General features: G+C 43.2%; 21 protein-coding genes. 12 read left to right on the forward strand and 9 right to left on the reverse strand.

Annotated elements, in window-relative coordinates:
- Window positions 1–57 precede the first annotated feature (57 nt).
- Window positions 58–2,109 (forward strand): M13 family metallopeptidase, encoded by a 2,052-nt coding sequence (locus tag Aba26S_RS13330; RefSeq protein ID WP_043972614.1) that lies wholly within the window; start codon window positions 58–60, stop codon window positions 2,107–2,109.
- A 49-nt stretch (window positions 2,110–2,158) separates the two neighbouring features.
- On the opposite strand, the gene Aba26S_RS13335 is transcribed toward Aba26S_RS13330, so the two are convergent.
- Both Aba26S_RS13335 and Aba26S_RS13340 read right to left on the reverse strand, forming a co-directional pair.
- Window positions 2,159–2,674, reverse strand: a complete 516-nt coding sequence (locus Aba26S_RS13335) for a chromate transporter (protein ID WP_043972617.1) — start codon at window positions 2,672–2,674, stop codon at window positions 2,159–2,161.
- Complete coding sequence (locus Aba26S_RS13340) at window positions 2,671–3,243, reverse strand: chromate transporter (protein WP_005244006.1); 573 nt, start codon at window positions 3,241–3,243, stop codon at window positions 2,671–2,673. Before Aba26S_RS13340 ends, Aba26S_RS13335 begins: the two co-directional genes overlap by 4 nt.
- A gap of 100 nt (window positions 3,244–3,343) precedes the next feature.
- On the opposite strand from Aba26S_RS13340, the gene Aba26S_RS13345 reads away from it, so the two are divergent.
- On the forward strand, window positions 3,344–4,243 hold the full coding sequence (locus Aba26S_RS13345; protein ID WP_005244004.1) for a LysR family transcriptional regulator: 900 nt from the start codon (window positions 3,344–3,346) through the stop codon (window positions 4,241–4,243).
- 13 nt (window positions 4,244–4,256) lie between these two features.
- Here Aba26S_RS13345 and Aba26S_RS13350 read toward each other — a convergent pair whose 3' ends face one another.
- A complete protein-coding gene (locus Aba26S_RS13350) occupies window positions 4,257–5,006 on the reverse strand; it encodes a DUF4850 domain-containing protein (RefSeq protein WP_043972619.1) in 750 nt (249 codons plus the stop codon).
- Between the two features lie 131 nt (window positions 5,007–5,137).
- Between Aba26S_RS13350 and Aba26S_RS13355 the strand changes: the two genes are divergently transcribed.
- The 3 genes from Aba26S_RS13355 (at window position 5,138) to Aba26S_RS13365 (ending at window position 7,668) form a co-directional block, all read left to right on the forward strand.
- Window positions 5,138–6,205, forward strand: coding sequence for a DUF1176 domain-containing protein (locus tag Aba26S_RS13355; protein WP_043972624.1), 1,068 nt, complete (start codon window positions 5,138–5,140; stop codon window positions 6,203–6,205).
- A gap of 34 nt (window positions 6,206–6,239) precedes the next feature.
- Complete coding sequence (locus Aba26S_RS13360; RefSeq protein ID WP_043972627.1) at window positions 6,240–7,010, forward strand: hypothetical protein; 771 nt, start codon at window positions 6,240–6,242, stop codon at window positions 7,008–7,010.
- Between the two features lie 136 nt (window positions 7,011–7,146).
- Window positions 7,147–7,668: a hypothetical protein gene (locus Aba26S_RS13365; RefSeq protein ID WP_005243997.1), complete on the forward strand. Its 522-nt coding sequence runs from the start codon at window positions 7,147–7,149 to the stop codon at window positions 7,666–7,668.
- A 114-nt stretch (window positions 7,669–7,782) separates the two neighbouring features.
- Here Aba26S_RS13365 and Aba26S_RS13370 read toward each other — a convergent pair whose 3' ends face one another.
- Entirely contained in the window at window positions 7,783–8,262 is a 480-nt protein-coding gene (locus Aba26S_RS13370) for a hypothetical protein (protein WP_043972629.1), read from the reverse strand.
- A 202-nt stretch (window positions 8,263–8,464) separates the two neighbouring features.
- Entirely contained in the window at window positions 8,465–9,331 is an 867-nt protein-coding gene (locus tag Aba26S_RS13375; RefSeq protein WP_005243993.1) for a metal-dependent hydrolase, read from the reverse strand.
- Between the two features lie 111 nt (window positions 9,332–9,442).
- On the opposite strand from Aba26S_RS13375, the gene Aba26S_RS13380 reads away from it, so the two are divergent.
- Window positions 9,443–10,063 (forward strand): TetR/AcrR family transcriptional regulator, encoded by a 621-nt coding sequence (locus Aba26S_RS13380; RefSeq protein ID WP_043972633.1) that lies wholly within the window; start codon window positions 9,443–9,445, stop codon window positions 10,061–10,063.
- A 43-nt stretch (window positions 10,064–10,106) separates the two neighbouring features.
- Here Aba26S_RS13380 and gatB read toward each other — a convergent pair whose 3' ends face one another.
- Genes gatB through gatC form a run of 3 tightly spaced genes read right to left on the reverse strand, consistent with a single transcriptional unit; the run spans window position 10,107 to window position 13,425 of the window.
- Window positions 10,107–11,576, reverse strand: coding sequence for an Asp-tRNA(Asn)/Glu-tRNA(Gln) amidotransferase subunit GatB (gene gatB / locus Aba26S_RS13385; RefSeq protein WP_043972636.1), 1,470 nt, complete (start codon window positions 11,574–11,576; stop codon window positions 10,107–10,109).
- Window positions 11,576–13,054 (reverse strand): Asp-tRNA(Asn)/Glu-tRNA(Gln) amidotransferase subunit GatA, encoded by a 1,479-nt coding sequence (gene gatA / locus Aba26S_RS13390; protein WP_005243988.1) that lies wholly within the window; start codon window positions 13,052–13,054, stop codon window positions 11,576–11,578. Before gatA ends, gatB begins: the two co-directional genes overlap by 1 nt.
- Before the next feature lie 53 nt (window positions 13,055–13,107).
- A complete protein-coding gene (gene gatC, locus Aba26S_RS13395) occupies window positions 13,108–13,425 on the reverse strand; it encodes an Asp-tRNA(Asn)/Glu-tRNA(Gln) amidotransferase subunit GatC (protein WP_004652310.1) in 318 nt (105 codons plus the stop codon).
- A gap of 133 nt (window positions 13,426–13,558) precedes the next feature.
- Here gatC and Aba26S_RS13400 point away from each other — a divergent pair, with 133 nt between their 5' ends.
- From Aba26S_RS13400 to Aba26S_RS13425, 6 genes are all read left to right on the forward strand, one after another.
- The gene (locus Aba26S_RS13400; protein WP_005226999.1) at window positions 13,559–14,599 is read left to right on the forward strand and encodes a rod shape-determining protein; all 1,041 of its coding nucleotides are present in this window, start codon (window positions 13,559–13,561) and stop codon (window positions 14,597–14,599) included.
- A 17-nt stretch (window positions 14,600–14,616) separates the two neighbouring features.
- A complete protein-coding gene (gene mreC / locus Aba26S_RS13405; RefSeq protein ID WP_005243984.1) occupies window positions 14,617–15,474 on the forward strand; it encodes a rod shape-determining protein MreC in 858 nt (285 codons plus the stop codon).
- A complete protein-coding gene (mreD, locus tag Aba26S_RS13410) occupies window positions 15,461–15,952 on the forward strand; it encodes a rod shape-determining protein MreD (RefSeq protein WP_043972643.1) in 492 nt (163 codons plus the stop codon). Before mreC ends, mreD begins: the two co-directional genes overlap by 14 nt.
- Entirely contained in the window at window positions 15,940–16,506 is a 567-nt protein-coding gene (locus tag Aba26S_RS13415) for a Maf-like protein (protein WP_005243979.1), read from the forward strand. Before mreD ends, Aba26S_RS13415 begins: the two co-directional genes overlap by 13 nt.
- Before the next feature lie 42 nt (window positions 16,507–16,548).
- Window positions 16,549–18,003: a ribonuclease G gene (gene rng / locus Aba26S_RS13420; protein ID WP_043972646.1), complete on the forward strand. Its 1,455-nt coding sequence runs from the start codon at window positions 16,549–16,551 to the stop codon at window positions 18,001–18,003.
- Between the two features lie 134 nt (window positions 18,004–18,137).
- Window positions 18,138–18,311: a PA1571 family protein gene (locus tag Aba26S_RS13425; RefSeq protein WP_005243969.1), complete on the forward strand. Its 174-nt coding sequence runs from the start codon at window positions 18,138–18,140 to the stop codon at window positions 18,309–18,311.
- A 37-nt stretch (window positions 18,312–18,348) separates the two neighbouring features.
- Here the strand turns inward: Aba26S_RS13425 and Aba26S_RS13430 are convergent, their stop codons facing one another.
- Window positions 18,349–19,731 carry a wax ester/triacylglycerol synthase family O-acyltransferase gene (locus Aba26S_RS13430; RefSeq protein WP_005243968.1) on the reverse strand — a complete coding sequence of 461 codons (1,383 nt, stop codon included), beginning with the start codon at window positions 19,729–19,731 and terminating at the stop codon, window positions 18,349–18,351.
- Window positions 19,732–19,769: the final 38 nt, after the last annotated feature.

Consider the following 19,769-nt stretch of genomic DNA (forward strand, 5'->3'; position numbering starts at 1 on the left):
TAATGATCTCTCATTTTTCTTTTGTATAACTTAGAACCTAAATAAATAGGATAAATCATGAAACCTGTATTGCTTAAAAGTGCATTGGCGCTTGCACTGACGGCTTTTACTGCACCTGTATGGGCAGACTCAGCAATTCAATCTTCCACACCGCAAAAAATCTCAGGTATTGACCAGCAATATATTGATCACAGTGTGTCTGCCAATCAGGACTTTTATAACTATGTGAATGGCACATGGCTGAAAGACACTGAGATTCCTGCTGATAAATCACGCTGGGGTGCATTCAATGAGTTGCAGGAGTTATCGACCAATCAATTGCACACTATTGTTGAAGCACTGAGCGCACAAAAATGGACAACTGGGACTGTTGAGCAGAAAGTTGCCAGCCTGTATGCCAGTTTCATGGATGAAAAAGAAATTGAGGCACAGGGCATCACACCGTTAAAGCAAGAGTTGGCACGAGTCGATGCAATTGCAAATAAAAAAGAGCTTGCTACGTTAATGGGGCATTTCTCTCGCATCGGGGTCAGAACGCCGTTTGATATCAGTATTGATCAAGACATGAAGCATTCTGATGTGATGATTGCGGGACTGGCACAGCGCAGACTCGGTTTGCCTGACCGTGATTATTATTTAAAAGATGATCAGAAGTTTGTGGAAACACGTACCAAATATCTCAAGCATATTGAACGCATGCTACAACTGGCAGGCGATCAGCAAGCGGCACAGCACGCAAAAGAAATTTTGAAGCTTGAAACCGACTTGGCCAAGATTCAGTGGAGTAATGTCCAGAACCGTGATTTATCTAAACGTTACAATATTTACCGACTGAAAGATTTAAACAAGTTAAGCCAGAGTTTTGATTGGGATGCTTATCTCAATACCGTCGGGGTCAAGGACAAAATCCAGACCATTCAAGTGCATCAAATCAGCTATTTTAAAGCGCTTGATCCTGTCCTCAATCAAACACCTCTCAATGTATGGAAGGCGTATTTTAAATGGAACCTGATCAGTAATTTTTCGCCATTCTTGAACAAAGCCTTGGTTGATGAAAGCTTTGCCTTCTATGGCAAGACTTTACGCGATGTTGCCGAGCAGGAAGTGCGTTGGAAGCGTGGTGTGCAAACTGTGAATGGGGTACTGGGTGATGGTCTGGGCAAGATTTATGTAGAAAAACATTTTTCTGCGGATAAAAAACAGCGTATGGATGCCTTGGTACAGAATTTGATTCAAGCCTATGATCAAAGCATTAGCCAACTGGACTGGATGAGTCCTGCGACCAAACTACAGGCCAAGAAGAAATTAGCCAGTTTGTCGATTAAAGTCGGCTATCCAAACAAATGGCGTGATTATACTGCGCTAGAGATCAAAGATGGCGACTTGATTGGCAACGTGATTCGTGCCAGAGAGTTTGAACATCAAGACAGTTTGGATAAATTGGGTAAGCCTGTTGATCGTGATGAATGGTTTATGTCACCGCAAACCGTGAATGCCTATTACAACCCGTCATCAAATGAAATCGTTTTTCCTGCTGCAATTCTGCAACCGCCATTTTTTAATATCGATGCCGATGATGCAGTGAATTATGGTGGGATTGGCAGTGTGATCGGGCATGAAATCAGTCATGGTTTTGATGATCAAGGCAGCCAGTTTGATGAGTTGGGTAATATGCGCAACTGGTGGACCAAGCAAGATCATCAGAAATTTAAAGCCAAAACACAGGCCTTGATTGCCCAATACAATGCCTATGAACCCATTGCGGGCTATCACGTCAACGGTGAACTGACTTTGGGTGAAAATATTGCCGATAACTCAGGTCTATCGATTGCTTATAAAGCGTATCAAATTTCGTTAGCAGGGAAGCCTGCGCCTATGATCGAGGGGCGTACCGGTGAGCAGCGCTTCTATATGGGCTGGGCGCAAGTCTGGCGTGCCAAAACCCGTGAAGCGCAAGCGATAGTGTATTTAAAAACTGATCCGCATGCACCCGATAAAGTGCGTGCCAACGGAGCTTTAGTCAATCAAGCGCCGTTCTACGATGCTTTCAAGATCAAAGCGGGAGATAAAATGTATTTAGCGCCTGAAAAACGGGTCAGTATCTGGTAGTTCGAGATGCAATAAAAAACCTGTATCAAGCAGGTTTTTTATTGTCATTTTAAAGGAAGGCGATTCCAAGTCCTGCGCCTGCGGCCATGACCCAGAGGGGATGAATCTTTTTAAACATGCCGAGAATCGCGGTTACAATCACGATGACGACCAAAAGCAGGTTTTGTGCAGATGCATCGGCAATCAACCACGCACTGACCAGAACCAAACCCACGGTAATCGGTTTCAGCGCTTTTTCAAAGCGTGCCCGTAATGGATTGGCTTTAAAGCGTTCCCAGAATTTCAGCGCATAAATGGTAATGATGGAAGATGGGCCAAACTTCGCCAATGAAGTGACTAACAAACCGGCTGGCCCTGCCACATGCCAGCCGACCAAAGGCACAATCATCATATTCGGGCCGGGGGCAGCCTGTGCCATGGCAAACAGTGAACTAAACTGTTCTGCGCTCATCCATTGATGCACGGTCACCACTTGGTGTTGCATTTCAGGCAGGATGGCATTACCACCACCAAAAGCCAGTAGTGAAAGTTGAGTGAATACAAGTGCAAGTGTAAGCAAAATCATGATTTTTTCACTCCTAAAACCAGCATATTAATGGCCAGTAAAATTGCTAAAGTCAGGGCTAAGGGCAGCTTGATCCAGATCATAAACACGAAAGTCAGGCCAATTGTAAAAAGAGTCAGATAGCTTTTTAAAATTGGCTTGAGCATCTTAAATCCTGTTGCAAACAGCAAGCCTGCGGCAGCCGCTGCCAAACCTTGAATCATGTGTTTAACGGCAGGGAGATACTGAAAATGCTCATAGACCTGATAGATGATCAGCACAATTGCTGTTGGGGCGGAGATTAAACCGAGCACTGAACTGATCGCACCTTTCACGCCTTGGAATTCCATTCCAATGGCAACGGCCATATTGATGATGTTGCCGCCCGGTAATAACTGGCAGATACCCAGTAAGTCGGTAAATTTGCCAGCATCAATCCATTTATGTTCTTCAACGATAATGCGATGCGCCAGTGGCAAAACACCACCAAAACCCATCAATCCCAATTTCATAAATCCCGTAAAAAGTGCCTTACAATCAGGAGCAGTCGTTAGTGGTTCACTCGCTATTGATAGGGCTTGGGCTTTCATTGGATTACCTTTCTGTTCAACCTTGTGAGCTATAGCATGGAAGATTTGTGGTATATTCACAAATGCTATTTTTGCCGCTATCTATACTTTTAAGGTATGTATGATTGATATTCATAAGCTCAATGCATTCGTTGCTGTGGTAGAAGAAAGCAATATTTCCAAAGCTGCAGTTAGACTGCATATGCAACAGCCACCGTTGACCCGATTGATTAAAAGTCTGGAAGAAGAGCTGGATACCGCTTTGCTCAAACGTCTGCCTCGCGGTGTGGAAGTCACTGAAGCGGGTAAGGCTTTATATCAGGAAGCCATCACCATTTTGGCGCATGCCCAGTCGATTCCCAAACGGGTGAAAAACATTGCCCAAGGTTTGGAAGGTCAGATCAATATTGGCTTTACCAACTCGGCAGGTTTGCATCCTTTTTTGCCTGCCTTATTACGTCAATTCAGGGAACAGTTTCCTGCCGTCGCCATTCATCTGGAAGAAGACAGCAGTACCGCCTTAACCGATGCAGTGATCAATGAAAAACTGGATATCGTTTTTCTGCGCAAACCCGCGCCGATTCATGCCGCAGTTCAAAGCATTCATGTACTGGATGAGCCCTTGATTGTGGCCTTACCGAGTAATCATCCTTTGGTTGAGCAAGAGGGATCAATCCGCCTACTCGATTTAGAGCCGTATGAGTTTGTGTTGTATCGCCGTATTGCGGGGCAGGACCTGTTTGATAATATTTTGGCAAATTGCTATCAGGCCGGGTTTAACCCGAATATTGTGCAGGAAGCACCACGTCTAACTTCGAGCCTTAATCTGATTGCGGCGGGGATTGGATTATCAATTGTCCCCGCATCGATTCAGGATTTCTGGAATAAACAGATTGTGTATAAAGCGCTAGAAGCGAAAAAGCCGTGTATCGCCCCGATTTATGCGATTTGTCGTGCCAAAGGCAATAGTGTTCGGGTGGAGCATTTTTTAAATCTACTCAAAGCCAGTCAAACGACTTGAAAGTTTTAGGTTACTAGTGGCTAAAGTGATAAAAATTTAAAATTGGCCCAAGCAAGTGCTGTTGTGATTGATCCAGAGTGACGGTGATTTCTCTAAAATTAAAGGTGTCCTCGTCATGGTATTTCGCCACACCATGGGTTTTATTGTTGAAGTTCGGAATCTGATAACTAAAGAAAGCCACATTTTTAGAGGGATGAACCACAGTGACCAATTTTTTTGGGTCTTTATAGCCGCCAAACTCATTTTCAATACTTTCTTTTAACAGATTGGGAAAGTAAAGCGTGGCATTGGGCATACCGCAACCGACACAAAAGGATGAATCGTATAATTCTATGGCCTGTTTTTGATTTGGACTCATCAGCAAGGCCGAACCCGTACCATTTGCGCCCGCATGTGCCTCCACATCGTACCAATCTTTAGGTACAAGTACGACACCAATTTCAGGTAGTGCCACTAATTTGAGTTGCTTGGCCTGATGTGTATCTAGCTTAAAGTCAAAATGGCAACTTTTTGCGGTACAGCTTTTAAAGTCTTTTAATAAGCCTTCATCGGCAGGATTCAGTGCTGTGACCCCATAAAAGGGAACACGGACATTGTTGACAAAGGACACTTCGCCCAAGGCATAAATTTGGTTTTCGGACTTTCGCTCTTGAGAAGTGTTTGAAAATTTAGGAAAAATAGGCTGAAAGCTACTAACCTCTGCATGAGTTGAAGTGGTTGATAATGTGAATAAAACAGCGGAAATAGTGATGAATGTTTTCATTTTTAGTGTGCATTTTGGTGTGAGTTCAAATTAGCATATTCTTGAATACAAGAACCTACAACGTGATTAATTTAAAAGATTTAGAATATTTTTAATGAAGAATAAATAAATCAGAAAGAGCAAAAAATCCGATGCAAAAAATGCTTTTAGCCTGTTACCTTGCTGTCCTGAGTTCTAGTGCCTTTGCTCAAGACATCAAAGGTCTTGCATTTTATCATGAAGATTGGGAAATATACTGTAGCAATACAGGCACTTGCCGAGCAGCAGGTTATTATCAGGTATATAGTGATGATGAACCCGCTTCGCTGTTATTGACCCGTCAGGCTGGTGCGCGGCAACCTGTACAGGTCGAATTTGCATTGTCACGTTTTCAAGAAGTTTCCATGCCAGCAGAAAAACTTAAAAATATTCATTTCTATGTCAATGGCAAGGACTTGGGGCAGGTGGTTTTAGAGGAGGGCACCGATTTTCCAGTGATGGGAAAACTTTCTGCAAACCAAGCGAAGGCCTTATCACAACAACCCAAGAAAACAACCAAAATTGTTTTTAAAAATACCAATCTGCAATGGCAAATCTCAGATACAGGAATGGCTGCCGTATTGCTAAAAATGGATGATTTTCAAAAGCGTATCGGTACAGTGGGCGCTTTGATCCAAAAGGGTAAAGCTGATGAATCGAATGTATTGGCAGCTCAACCCAAACTCATCGTAAAACACATCAAAACGTCGAGTAAACCTTATCTGACCTTGCGTCCAAGTGATAAACGCTATGCCGCACTCTATCAAAATCTGATGGAGAATCAGCCAGTGCCTAAAAAAGAAGAATTTTGTAGAGGGGCTTATAATGGCAAGCAAACAGCACCTCAAGCGATTGATCTGTATAAATTGACCAATAAAAAAGTATTGGCAGCGACCTTATGCTGGCAGGGTGCTTATAACGAAGGCTATGGTGCATGGGTGTTGGATGAGTCACTTGCAAATCAAGCCACTTTTGTGACAGAGCATTCCACTGATTTTCATGCAGGGATTCTCAGTAGCGCTCAGAAAGGGCGTGGCTTCGGGGATTGTTGGTCAAGTGATGAATGGGTCTGGGATGGTCAGCAGTTTGTCCATACCAAAGATCGATGGACAGGGATGTGCCGAAGCCTTGCGGCAGGTGGGATTTGGGATCTTGATCAGATTGAAGCCGTGGTTAAGTAATACAGTGAAGATAAAAATAGCCTAAGGGGATAGCATGCTCACAAATAAGATGATTTTAGGTGCAATGATTTTGCTGGGCGCATCCACCTGTTTGATTGCATCTGTTTTGGCTGCGCCCTTACAAATTCTGGAATTTAAAAAGGGGCAGCTAAGTGCAACGGAACAGACGCAACTCTGTGAACAAGTGAAAGAGCTGTGTCAGAGGAAACCACAATGGCTGAGTTTAAAAACACCTGATCAAAGTTTATGGTTATTGTCTGAGGGTAATATAGCCCAGTTTAGTCATTCGAATTCTGGCTTTAAATTATTGAAGCAATGGCAGATTCCATTAGCGCCTGCTGAGGAAATGGCGCGATCAAAACAGTTTATTTTCCCTAAACTATTTCCAATGGATCAAAACCGTTATGCGGTTGCGCTGATTGATACTTTTACAGAATCATATTCAGGTGGCGGTGCGAGTGTTGAACGTGCCAGCTTTTATGAGTTAAAGGATTCAGGCAAGACACATCGCTTTATTGAAAACTATCCTTTTAATTTTAGCCGTATGATTCGGGCCTGTTTCTCGGAACAGGATTATGAAAACTCTAAGGGCAAGTGCCATGATGAAGATGGTTTGAGCCTAGATATCCGTCCGATTAAGCCGATGCTTTGGCAATTCCGTTATCGCTACAGTCTGGATGTGTCACCTGCGTCAGATTCGAGAGAGAAATCATTTAAGGGCAGTCATAACCTGAATATCGATTTAAATAAAGCACCTGAGCAACCGAATATTCCAGCAGAGTGGGATTATGAAGGTGCAGGTTGAGTGATTTACCATCTTCATGGTTTTTACATTTTGTCAAAGCTTTGAGCGCGTGGGCTTACGCAATTTACAGCGTCATAACAGATGATCTTGTCAGAGCATGGTACAAAGGGAAAGATTGCAATTTGGAACTGTGCTTATGTCTCGTGTTTATACTTCTGCCCGCCGTAAATTTTCTCATTTGAGTTGTTCTGTGTTGATGGCTGCGGCTGTGTTGGGCACAACCCAAGTGGCGATGGCTGGGCCGACGGTCGATCAATTGAGTGATTGTTTGGTGAAGGCGACTACCGCTGCGGATAAGACCACGGTTTTGCAATGGACTTTTACTGCTTTGGCAGCGCATCCTGATTTAAAGTCTTTCAGTAATGTGACACCTGAGCAGAAAACCCAGTTGGATCAGAAGCTGGCACAGGTGTTACAGCGTGTGATTGTGGAGCAGTGTTCGACACAGACCAAAGCCGTGATTCAGGCTGAAGGAATTCAAGCCGTTGGACAGGCTTTTCAGCAGTTAGGTCAGAGTGCAGGTCAGGATATTGTTAAAGACCCAGCGGTCAGACAGCAGTTGCAAGGCACCTTGCGTTATATTGATTTAAATAAATTAGTGACGACTTTTTTAACGCCTGATATCTGGAATAAGTTGGGTGTGTTAAGAGGGCAGTGATGGGTTTCATATTGCCGAATTTGATTTTAAAAACCCGCTCTAAAGCGGGTTTTCTTTTGAAATGAGATTAGTTCAATTAAATTTTCTTAACTTATTGATTTGATATTTTATTCGTTATAACTCACAAGCCTTACCTTGATATTCGTAGCGATTAACCTTGTAGGCTTGACCGTTCCAGCGTAAAACTTCAAAACAGAAACCGGGCCCACCATTCTCAATATCAGGCCAACCATCTGTTCCTTTTGTTTTTAAAAACTCAGGCATACCTGCTTCTTTTAAAATGGTTTTCCATTGACCATTTTTTTGTTGCGCTACAACATAATAACCAACGCCTGTATTGCCATAACACATGGTGCCGTAATCTGAAACGATTGCATCTTTCAGCCCATCACCATTTAAATCGGCATAAGCGGTAATTTCACCGACTGAACAATCACTTTTCCAGCCTTTTTTACTTTTTGTAAAACCTGCCGCTTTGAAAATAGCATCAGTATCAGCTTTAGGGACTTGAGGTGATTGTGCAAAATTAGAATTGCTGATTAAAAGTAAACAGGTACTCAAAAGTAATCTATTTTTCATAAGTTGAATGATCATGTCTGTTTTAGTTTAAAAATTATTGTGCAGCTATTTTATCCTATAAAAATTAGAAAACCCGCTTTAAAGTGGGTTTTCTTTTTGCAATCAGATAAGTTTAACTGATCAATTCATTTATTTGTGTAGGGGGGCTTTACTCTTAGATGCTTTCATCATTTGACCTATAAGATTGTTAAAAGCTTTTTCTATTTCTCAAAAGTAATTAGCTTTTAAGTACAGCTTTTAAAATGCCATTTTCACCAAATAATTTTTCTCGATATTCTGCTTCGAGTTGATCCGTTTGCATGTGTAGGGGATTGAAATCTCTATCTCGTACATCCAACATCTCAATCATTGCTTTTGTGATAATTCCTATACGATTGATTCCTCCAAAGCCCAGATATACACCGTCTTTGAGCTCCCGAATAGAAAATTTAATATCACTGCGTTTTAATATTTTGATCCAGTAATGAAAAAGTACTGGGGAAAGAAGTTTAGTAACTCGAGTTAGAGCCATCCTTCTGTTTTTAGCTGTATTACCACCTATGGCATCCAATACATCAAATGCAACAGATTTATGTTCTAGCTCTTCTAGTGCATGCCATTCCCACAGGTTTCTACTTTCTTGCGTCGTTCTCTGTTTAATTAACGGATCAGTTAATAATAATCGTGCAAGGGTTGCCGTATAGTGTTCCATCACCACGGTTGCAGCCAATTGTTCAAATTTGGGTAGTTTACGAAATTCATCTAGTTTTGCTTTGGTTTTAGCTTCTATCTCTACAACTTCAGGATAATCCGATTGGATAAGATGCTCATTGAGAGACTGATGTTCACGACTATGAAAGGCTTCTTGCGCAATAAAATTGCGGATGTCTTCTAGTAGTTTTTCATCTTTAATTTGATCACGGACATTTCTTACACTCTCAATGAAAAACATTTCACCGGGTGGAAACATGGCTGAAAGAACCACAAATAATGAGGTAACAACGAGGTTATCTTCATAGTAAAAAGAAAACTTTTTGTTCTTATCAAAAGGAATAACCACATTACGACGAACGATTCTTTGTAGAGATTGTGCTGCTATATTCATTTTCTTTTCCCTTATAGGTAGGTGGTAATTTGAACAATCTTGAGTTTGTATATAGAATCTATCAATGAATTTGTACGGAAAAAAGACGGATTTAATAAGGAGATTTTTATAATGGTAACTATAAGAAAACCAAAGCAAAGTAGGTCAAAAAATACTTATAGTTTTATAGTTGATGCAGGATTTATATCAGTAAAAAATAATGGGTTGGATCACACAACAGTATTGAAAGTATGTGAGATTGCAGGCGTTGGTTCTGGGAGTTTTTATGAATATTTTAAAAACAAAGAAGCCTTGTTTGTCGAGATGCAACAACACTTTATTGCTGAGCTGGCTAAAGTGATTTACGAAGTCATCCCCACGATTCAAGAAATGGAAATTCCTGAAGCGATCAGATCCATTTTTTTGCACATTGGCGAATTTTTAGCAAAAGATGAGAATAAATACTTCTATTGGCTCAGTGTTTCGAACAAATATAGTACCGAAGCCAGTCATGTAAAAGCAGTGAAGGCAATCAATACTTTAGCGATTGAATATGCAGTTAAACATCCTGAAGTGCTTAGAATAAAAAATCTAAAATTGATGGTTTATGTTTTGATTAATTCCAGTGTTGCACTGACCATGAATTTCTTTTCATCTCAAAATACGGGTTTTACTTTTGAAGAATTAATTGATTGCTTAATTGATATTACGATGTCATATATTGATGATGAACGTAATAAATTAAAAATATAAAAAACCCGCTCTAAAGCGGGTTTTCTTTTGAAATCAGATCAGTTTAACCAATCAATTTCTTCATTAATTCATTGACTTGAGCTGGGTTAGCTTTACCTTTTGCCGCTTTCATAACTTGACCAACAAGACCATTAAAGGCTTTTTCTTTACCAGACTTGTACTCTTCAACCATTTTTTCATTGGCTGCAAGCACTTCTTTAATGATTGCTTCAATCGCACCTGTATCGGTTTCTTGTTTCAAGCCTTTCTCAGCAATGATGTTATCCGCAGATTTACCCTCTGCTTCCCACATAAAGCCAAACACTTGCTTCGCGATTTTACCGTTGATGGTATTGTCGACAATACGCGCGATCATGCCGCCCAACTGCTCAGCAGAAACAGGAGAGTCCGCCAATTCTAAGCCAGCTTTGTTTAAAGCACCTGAGAATTCACCCATCACCCAGTTTGCAGAGAGTTTACCTTGCTTCGCACCACCCGCAGCAGCCACAACCGCTTCGTAGAAGTCCGCCATTTCGCGTGACAGCGTCAATACATGCGCATCGTACTCAGTCACAGCAAAGTCAGCGATAAAGCGTGCACGGCGCGCTTTAGGCAGCTCTGGAAGGGCAGCACGTGCCGCTTCGATCTGCTCGTCGGCAATGATCACTGGCAACAAGTCTGGATCTGGGAAGTAGCGATAGTCGTTCGCTTCTTCTTTTGAGCGCATTGAACGGGTTTCCATCTTGTTCGGATCGAACAAACGGGTTTCCTGATCAATCTCGCCGCCGTATTCCAAGATTTCCATCTGGCGTTCAATTTCAACATTGATCGCTTGCTCAATGAAACGGAATGAGTTGAGGTTTTTCAACTCGCAACGCGTACCAAAAGGTTGACCCGGACGACGGAGTGATACGTTACAGTCAGCACGGAATGAACCTTCTGCCATGTTACCGTCAGAAATTCCTAACCAACGCACGAGCGTGTGAATCGACTTGATATAGGCAACCGCTTCTTCAACTGAACGCATATCTGGCTCAGATACGATTTCAAGCAATGGTGTACCCGCACGGTTTAAGTCGATACCCGACATGCCTTCGAACTGGTCATGGATCGATTTACCCGCATCTTCTTCAAGATGGGCACGAGTCACGCCTATACGCTTCACAGTGCCATCTTCAAGCTGGATGTCGATATGACCCAAGCCAACAATCGGATTGTCCATCTGGCTGATCTGGTAGCCTTTTGGCGAATCTGGGTAGAAATAGTTCTTACGCGCAAATACCGAGGCTTGGTCGATATAGGCATCAATCCCCAAACCGAAGCGAATCGCAAGATCAACCACTTCCGCATTCAATACAGGCAATACGCCCGGCATGGCTAAATCAACAAGGCTGGCTTGCGTATTTGGGTCTTGACCAAATTCAGTCGATGAACCAGAGAAGATTTTAGACTTGGTCGCCAACTGCGTGTGGATCTCGATCCCGATAACGACTTCCCAACCGTCAATTAACTTTAACTTTTGAGCTTCAGTCATTATGCATTCTCCTCAGCAATTGCCGCACGTTTGGTATGCCAGTCTGTGTTTTGTTGATATTGATGCACAATCGACAACAATTGTGATTCTGACCAGTAGTTACCAATCAACTGTAAGCCCACAGGCAAGCTGTCTTTATCGAAACCAACAGGTGCGTTGATGGCAGGTAGACCTGCCAAGTTCACAGCAAGGGTATAGATATCGCCTAAATACATTTCAGTCGGGCTGAGATTCGCACCGATTTTGTAAGCAGTGGTTGGTGCAGATGGTGCAGCAATCACGTCGACATTTTCAAATGCTTTAAGGAAGTCTTGCTGAATCAAGCGACGTACTTTTTGTGCTTTCACATAGTAAGCATCGTAATAACCCGCAGAAAGGGCATAAGTCCCGATCAGGATACGACGTTGTACTTCGGCACCAAAACCTTCTGAACGTGAACGTTTGTACAAGTCCATCAAGTCCACCGGATTTTCACAACGGTAGCCGTAACGTACGCCGTCAAAACGTGACAGGTTCGAAGAGGCTTCCGCAGGTGCGATCAAGTAGTAGGTTGGTACATAGGCTTCAGTCATGTTGAGATCAATCTCAACCAAGGTCGCGCCCATGTCTTCAAGCTTTTTCAACGATTCTTCAACGCGTGCTTTCACATCAGCGTCTAAACCTGCCACATTGAAGTATTGTTTTGGAATACCAATGCGTAGGCCTTTCACCGCTGTGCCGTTTAGGTTAGCAACGTAATCGTCCACTTCTTTGTTGATTGAAGTCGAGTCTTTGGCATCATGACCTGCAATCACATTCATCAAATACGCACAGTCTTCTGCCGAACGCGCCATTGGGCCGCCCTGATCCAGTGATGATGCATACGCAATCATACCGAAGCGAGATACACGACCATAGGTCGGTTTTAAGCCAGTTAAGCCGCAGAATGAAGCAGGTTGACGAATGGAGCCACCCGTATCGGTTCCTGTTGCGATCGGCGCAAGATCAGCAGCCACAGCTGCTGCAGAACCACCTGATGAACCACCCGGAACATGATCCAGTGCCCAAGGATTCGAGGTTGCACCGACATAAGAGTTTTCAGAGGTTGAACCCATGGCGAATTCGTCCATGTTCACCTTACCTAAAGTCACGAGACCCGCAGCTTTCGCTTTTGCAACCACCGTTGCATCGTATGGTGAAATGAAGTTATCCAGCATTTTTGAACCAGCAGTGGTTTTAATGCCTTGGGTACAAAAAATATCTTTGTGCGCAAGCGGAATACCTGCCAGCGCATGGGCATTGCCTGCTTTCAGTGCCGCATCAGCCGCATTTGCTTCCGCAAGCGCCTGTTCTGTAGTCACTGTTACATAACTTTTTACTTTTGGGTCAATTTGGGCAATACGCTTCAAATAATGTTCAGTCAATTCGCGTGATGAAAATTGGGCTGTTTTTAAGCCTTCAGAGAGTTCACGGATTGATAAGCGATGTAAATCTGTCATATGAAAAATTTCTTTACATTCTAAATATAAAATATTGACTAATCGAATAAATCTTATTCAATTACGCGAGGTACGAGGTACAAACCTGCTTCTGTAGCAGGCGCGACCGCTTGATATTCATCACGATGGTTGCTTTCAGTCACAACGTCAGCGCGTAGGGGTTGCGGGTTGTCAAATGGGCTCTTTAAAGGCTCAACATCATCGGTATTAATGCCTTTCAAGCTTTCCATCATGCCAAGGATTTTATTTAAACTTTGAGCATATTCAGCAGATTGCGTGTCATTGAGAGATAAACGGGCAAGGTGTGCAATTTGCGATACCGTTTGCGCATTTAAGTCTGTTGTCTGCTGAGCATCTGATGATGTAGACATAACTTTACCTAATTCAGTATTAAAAAATTTCAAAATATCGTGCGTTATAATAAGCGATTGACTTGTTCAAATCATCACATTTAGTTAAAGTTGCCACCTTGTATTCACACAAAGTTTAATTGAGAACGCCCCCGTGATTCTAAAACGACTAATTGGCTTGTTTTCGCCGGATTTAGCCATTGATTTAGGTACTGCAAATACACTTATTTATGCACCAGGCCGTGGCATTATATTAAATGAACCAACTGTTGTGGCAATTCGCCATAGTGGTTCACAAAAAATTGTTGCCGCTGTAGGTCTCGATGCTAAACAAATGTTAGGTCGTACACCAGCGAATATTTCAGCGATTCGTCCTATGAAAGACGGTGTGATTGCTGACTTTGAAGTGACTGAGACCATGTTGAATCAGTTTATTGGCAAAGTGCATGAAAAGCGTTTATTCCCACCAGCACCACGTGTCGTGGTGTGTGTACCATGTAAATCAACCTTGGTTGAGCGTCGTGCAATTCGTGAGGCTGTATTCAATGCAGGTGCACGTGATGTTCGCTTAATCGAAGAACCGATGGCTGCAGCAATTGGTGCAGGTATGCCAGTTGAGCAAGCATGTGGTTCGATGGTGGTTGATGTGGGTGGTGGAACGACTGAAATCGCGATCATTTCATTACAAGGCTGTGTTTACGCAGACTCATTACGCATCGGCGGTGATGTGTTTGATGAACAGATCATCAACTACGTTCGTAAAGCGCACGGTTGTGTGATCGGGGAAACCACAGCTGAAGTGATCAAGAAAGAAGTGGGTATGGCTGTGACTGACGGCAAAACCCTCGAAATCGAAGTTCGTGGCCGTAACCTAGCTGAGGGTGTACCTCGCGCGATTACGGTGACTTCTGATGAAATCACACAAGCCATTGCCGATCCTTTACAAAGCATCGTGAGTGCAGTGAAATCTGCGCTTGAGCAAACACCACCTGAGCTGTCTTCGGATATTGCAGAGCGTGGTATCGTGTTGACAGGTGGCGGTGCATTGTTGCGTAACCTCGATAAATTGCTTGCTCAGGAAACAGGTTTACCTGTGATTGTTGCAGATGATCCTTTAACTTGTGTCACTCGTGGTGGTGGTAAAGTATTAGAGTTCTTTGACAATCCAAACCATGACATGCTTTTCGTTGGTTAAATCATAAGGACTAGGCGGTGCAACCGAATCTTTTTTCAAGACAACCGCCATCTTTTCGCTCATTTGTCATTGCGGTCATTACATGTTTGGTGGTGCTTTTCTTTGATTGGCGCATGCCCTATGTAATTCAGCCAGCAAGGGATGTCTTGTATGCCGCGTATAACCCGATTTATGCGCTGGCAAGCTATCCTGTACTGTCGCGAGAATGGCTTAATCAACAAACCAAATCTGAAGCTCAATTGCGCCGTGAAAATACCGCGATGCAAGCAGAACTTCTTCAAGCTCAAGTCCGTCTACAAAAACTTTCAGAACTTTCTGCGGAAAATAACCGTTTAAGAGGGCTTTTGGATACCCCATTGATTATTGATGGGCGTATGCAGATTGCGGAAGTGATTGGAACGGATGCAGACCCATTGCGCCATATTATTATTGTTAACCGTGGTTCCGTCGATCATTTAAGAGTCGGGCAGACGGTGTTGGATGATAAAGGGATTATGGGACAGATTATTAATGTCTATCCTCATAGCGCGCGTATCATGCTGCTTTCTGATAAAGAACACTCGTTGTCAGTACGTTTAGAACGGACAGGCATGCGTGCAATCATTTCAGGTACAGGTGATTTGGGTCAACTCAAAATGGAATATGTACCAACCAGTGCCAATATTCAGGTTGGAGACAAAGTGTTTAGTTCCGGTTTGGGTGAACATTTTCCAGCAGGTTATTTAGTGGGTACTGTATCTAAAGTCAGTCGACATACGTCGGGTGAGTTTGCTGAAATTGATGTCACGCCGGCAGCTCAACTTGCCAGTGGTCATCATGTGGTGGTGCTATTCTCTGAATCCTTAGCGCAGGAGCAACCTTATGCCGATCGCTAAGTTGAATTATGAGAAGCGCAAAGATCCACTCTGGATGATTATCCTGTCTATTGTAGTGGGTTCAGTACTCATGGTCTATCCAATGGCCTATGAGGCCTCTGGATGGCGTCCATGTGTCATGCTGATGATCATGCTGTTCTGGATTCTCTATCAGCCCGTGTGGTGTGGGGTCTGGTTTGCATTTGGCATGGGACTTTTTGCTGATCTGTTGCTGGACGCACCATTTGGCTTAAATGCGCTGAGTTTTGTCATTATCACTTTTGGAATACGTTATTTTATTCGGGAACGCCGTATTCTGACTTTTGGCAATTCATGGGCAATTGCGCTGATTGCAGTGGTTGCACATCTGACATTTTTGTGGATTAGCCAGACCATCGCAGGCGCGCACTTTTCGATTGCACGACACTGGCAACCCTTGGTGAGCAGTGTGCTGGCATGGCCGTTGGTTTATTATTGTTTACATAAATGGCGCATATAATTCTCGCATCAAGCTCGCCTCGTCGGCAGGAGCTGTTACAGCAACTAGGACTGGATTTCGATACCTATCGTCCAGATGTCGATGAGACGGTGCGGGATGGGGAAACGGTTGCGCATTATGTCGAGCGCTTGGCGCGAGATAAGGCACAGATTGTTTTAAATAAATATCCAGATGCCATCGTGATTGCAGCAGATACCAGTTTAAGTTTCGCTGGGCAGATTATTGGCAAACCAGAGTCGAAGCAGCATGCTTTTGCTATCTGGTCTGCACTTTCTGGGCAATGGCACGATGTCTACTCTGGTGTTTGTGTGGCAAGCACGACTCAGATGTTGAGTACCGTGGTGGCAACGCAAGTTGAGTTACAACAACTCAGTCATGCAGACATGGAAAAATATTGGGCAACAGGCGAGCCGATAGGCAAAGCGGGTGCGTATGCAATACAGGGAATTGCAGCGCAATATATTCCGCAAATCCGTGGCAGCTATAGTAATGTGGTTGGTTTGCCTTTGCATGAGACAGCACAGTTATTAGAAAGGGTTAAAGCACTACGCTGACACTTTCGGGTATAAGAATTTTTATAAAGTTTTGAGTTTGTTATGGCAGAAGAGTTGCTGATTAACGTCACGCCGATGGAATGTCGTGTGGCCTTGATTGAAAATGGTACGGTCAATGAACTATTTGTTGAACGAACTGTAAAACGTGGCTTAGTAGGGAATATCTACAAAGGCAAAGTAGTCCGTGTACTCCCAGGGATGCAGGCTGCTTTTGTGGATATCGGTTTGTCTCGAACCGCTTTTTTGCATATTAACGATATGGTGTGGTCGCGTTCGCAGCCAACCCCCAACGTTTTTGAGCTGTTACACCCTGGTCAAATGCTGACTGTTCAAGTCATGAAAGACATGCTTGGCACTAAAGGCGCACGTCTCAGTACCGATCTTTCCATTCCTTCTCGTTATCTGGTGTTGATGCCTTATGGCAACCATATTGGTGTGTCACAACGGATCGAGTCTGAAGAAGAACGTGATCGTTTGCGTGGCATTATTGAAGGCATTCAGGCTGAACATAATTTACCAGGCAGTGTGATTGTGCGTACGGCTGCTGAAGGGGTCGATGATGCTGCGATTGCGCAGGACATGTGCTATCTGAGCAAGCTGTGGGAATTTATTCAGCGTAAACAAAAAGAAGCTGCAACTGCTGAACTGATTTTTGAAGAATTACCTTTACCGCAACGGATTGTGCGTGACTTGGCCAGTGATGAAACTGCGAAGATTTATGTCGACTCTCGTGAGATTCATGGCAAGCTGAGCGAGTTTGTGAGTGAGTTTGTGCCGACCATTCAAAACCGTTTAATCCATTATCCGGGCGAAAAGCCGTTATTCGATTTATACAATGTCGAAGAGGATATTCAAAAAGCCTTACAAACTCGCGTGGCATTGAAGTCAGGTGGTTATCTGATGATTGACCAGACCGAGGCCATGACCACCATTGATGTGAATACCGGTTCTTATGTCGGTGGTCGCAGCTTGGAAGACACCGTATTTAAAACCAATATGGAAGCCACTCAGGTAATTGCAAGGCAACTTCGTCTACGTAATTTGGGCGGTATTATCATTATTGATTTTATTGACATGCAAGAAGCCGAGCATCGCGAAGAGGTGATGCGTCAGTTTGAGCGTATGTTGGAACGTGATCACGCCAAAACTAAAATTACGCAGGTTTCTGAGTTGGGTCTGGTCGAAATGACCCGTAAGCGTACCCGTGAATCTTTAGAACATTTGTTGTGTGAGTCATGCCCAACCTGTCAGGGGCGCGGTTATGTGAAAACAGCAGAGACAGTATGTTACGAGATATTTCGCGAGATCTTGCGTTATGCCCGTGCATTTGATTCCAAGGGTGGCTTTACTGTCGTTGCACATCCAGCAGTGATTGACCGCTTACTAACAGCAGAAGCCCCAGCTGTCGCGGATTTAGAACATTTTATTAATCGTGTGATTAAATTCCAGGTTGAAAATCTGTATACGCAAGAGCAATACGATATCATTTTAACCTAAAGTTGTAACAAGATTTCGCTTAAGCCTTGTTACAACTGAAATTTTACTTTCTATCACGAATTTTAAATACTAGAACCATAAAATGAGCCATAGGTACTTTTAGGTGCCTTAGCAAATAATATGAGGTATAGATCATGAATGTGAGTGAAAGTTTAGTGAACCACGGTTTTAAGCATGTTTTGGACAGTAATCCTGTAAACACATGTTATATGGTAGACAGTCAAGGTAAAGAAGTTCAGATTACCACGGCAATGATTCGTTTGGCTTGCCACCAGCTGTTGCAGCGTTGTCGCACAATTAAAAAATAAGGGGCCATTGAAAGCCCCTTAATTTTTCTCTGGGCAATTAATTTGCCACTTTCTGCGGTAAATCCTGAATGGCTTGTTCAAAGCGTTGAATTTCATCTTCTAAGTGAGTGAGTAAGTTCTGCATCTTAGGCAAAGCATTACGGCACGCAATCAAACCCACTTCCAATTTATCCAAATAACTTGTCATGGTGATATTGAGCGCCTGACCATCCATTACAATTGATGCAGGGTAGAGCGCATCTAACTTCGCACCATTCCAATATAAAGGCTCGCGTGGACCAGGTACATTAGAAATGACCAGATTGAAAGCTTGGCGTTTCGGGAGCATACCTGACGCAATATTTAAACCTGCCGGACCATATACAACCGCACTATAGTTCAAGATCTCATTGGCGGTCATACGACTAAAACGCTGTTTAGAGTTTTGTACGCTACGGCGAATAATTTCCAGACGCTCAATCGGATCTTCAATATGCGTGGCAAGATTGGCCAGAATCATGGTGATACGGTTACTGACATCTGAATCATCAGTACGAACTGAAGCAGGTACCATCGCAATGAGCGGTTTCTTTGGTAAACTGTTATGACTAAGCAAATATTCCCGTAAAGCACCTGAGCATACGGCTAAAATGACATCGTTCAAGGTCACGCCCAATGATTTGGCAATACGGCGGAAACGTTCGAGCTCAAAAGATTGTGCTGCAAAGCGACGTGAAGAGCTTACACGTTGATTTAATATTGAAGGGGGGGCCTGAAAGGTCGAGACATAATCTGGATTTTTGCCCATTTCTTTAAAAATAGTCTGGGAAAGTTCTTGCATAACTTTCGGCGCAACTTCCAGTTGCGATTTGATCCCTTCCATTACACCTTTAATTTTACTGACCGTTGGTGGTTTCGGGGCTTTAAGACGTTTGGTGCGTTTTCCTTCTACACACCAGAGTGGCACCACATGTTTTTCATTCGGGTCTTGCGAAAGTGATTTTTCAATCAGACGCATACCGGCTACGCCATCGACCATGGCATGATGGATTTTGAAATACATGGCGAAGCGGTTGCCCTCAATGCCTTCAATAATGTCACAGGTCCAAAGTGGCTTGGCACGATCAATTAAAGAACTGTGCTGTTGCGAGATGTAAACCAGAAGTTCACGAATACGTCCCGGATTGGGTAAGGCAATATGGCGGAAATGGTGGTCGAGATCAAATTCGCTGTCCTCACCCCAGAATAAACCATTCAGTTGGTTGTTGAATGGGGGAACGGGAATGCTCTTAGATTGTCGAATTTCATTGACGAGATCATGAACAAATGTGGGTGAAGCATTCTCTGGAAGCTCAAACAAAAACAACCCACCTACATGCATAGGTTGTTGTCTTTTCTCTAGCGAGAGAAAGATAAAATCAATGGGGTGTAGTGGGCGCATAGCAGATCTAGCCTCTCATCGCATTTTTTCTAAGATAC

It is taken from the genome of Acinetobacter sp. NBRC 110496, from assembly GCF_000876115.1.
Classification (GTDB): Bacteria; Pseudomonadota; Gammaproteobacteria; order Pseudomonadales; family Moraxellaceae; genus Acinetobacter.

Bases quoted from the DNA above. Each gene is read 5' to 3' on its own strand.
- Aba26S_RS13330 (WP_043972614.1), top strand. From the start codon at position 58: ATGAAACCTGTATTGCTTAAAAGTGCATTGGCGCTTGCACTGACGGCT.
- Aba26S_RS13335 (WP_043972617.1), bottom strand. From the start codon at position 2,674: ATGATTTTGCTTACACTTGCACTTGTATTCACTCAACTTTCACTACTG.
- Aba26S_RS13340 (WP_005244006.1), bottom strand. From the start codon at position 3,243: ATGAAAGCCCAAGCCCTATCAATAGCGAGTGAACCACTAACGACTGCT.
- Aba26S_RS13345 (WP_005244004.1), top strand. From the start codon at position 3,344: ATGATTGATATTCATAAGCTCAATGCATTCGTTGCTGTGGTAGAAGAA.
- Aba26S_RS13350 (WP_043972619.1), bottom strand. From the start codon at position 5,006: ATGAAAACATTCATCACTATTTCCGCTGTTTTATTCACATTATCAACC.
- Aba26S_RS13355 (WP_043972624.1), top strand. From the start codon at position 5,138: ATGCAAAAAATGCTTTTAGCCTGTTACCTTGCTGTCCTGAGTTCTAGT.
- Aba26S_RS13360 (WP_043972627.1), top strand. From the start codon at position 6,240: ATGCTCACAAATAAGATGATTTTAGGTGCAATGATTTTGCTGGGCGCA.
- Aba26S_RS13365 (WP_005243997.1), top strand. From the start codon at position 7,147: ATGTCTCGTGTTTATACTTCTGCCCGCCGTAAATTTTCTCATTTGAGT.
- Aba26S_RS13370 (WP_043972629.1), bottom strand. From the start codon at position 8,262: ATGATCATTCAACTTATGAAAAATAGATTACTTTTGAGTACCTGTTTA.
- Aba26S_RS13375 (WP_005243993.1), bottom strand. From the start codon at position 9,331: ATGAATATAGCAGCACAATCTCTACAAAGAATCGTTCGTCGTAATGTG.
- Aba26S_RS13380 (WP_043972633.1), top strand. From the start codon at position 9,443: ATGGTAACTATAAGAAAACCAAAGCAAAGTAGGTCAAAAAATACTTAT.
- gatB (WP_043972636.1), bottom strand. From the start codon at position 11,576: ATGACTGAAGCTCAAAAGTTAAAGTTAATTGACGGTTGGGAAGTCGTT.
- gatA (WP_005243988.1), bottom strand. From the start codon at position 13,054: ATGACAGATTTACATCGCTTATCAATCCGTGAACTCTCTGAAGGCTTA.
- gatC (WP_004652310.1), bottom strand. From the start codon at position 13,425: ATGTCTACATCATCAGATGCTCAGCAGACAACAGACTTAAATGCGCAA.
- mreD (WP_043972643.1), top strand. From the start codon at position 15,461: ATGCCGATCGCTAAGTTGAATTATGAGAAGCGCAAAGATCCACTCTGG.
- Aba26S_RS13415 (WP_005243979.1), top strand. From the start codon at position 15,940: ATGGCGCATATAATTCTCGCATCAAGCTCGCCTCGTCGGCAGGAGCTG.
- rng (WP_043972646.1), top strand. From the start codon at position 16,549: ATGGCAGAAGAGTTGCTGATTAACGTCACGCCGATGGAATGTCGTGTG.
- Aba26S_RS13425 (WP_005243969.1), top strand. From the start codon at position 18,138: ATGAATGTGAGTGAAAGTTTAGTGAACCACGGTTTTAAGCATGTTTTG.
- Aba26S_RS13430 (WP_005243968.1), bottom strand. From the start codon at position 19,731: ATGCGCCCACTACACCCCATTGATTTTATCTTTCTCTCGCTAGAGAAA.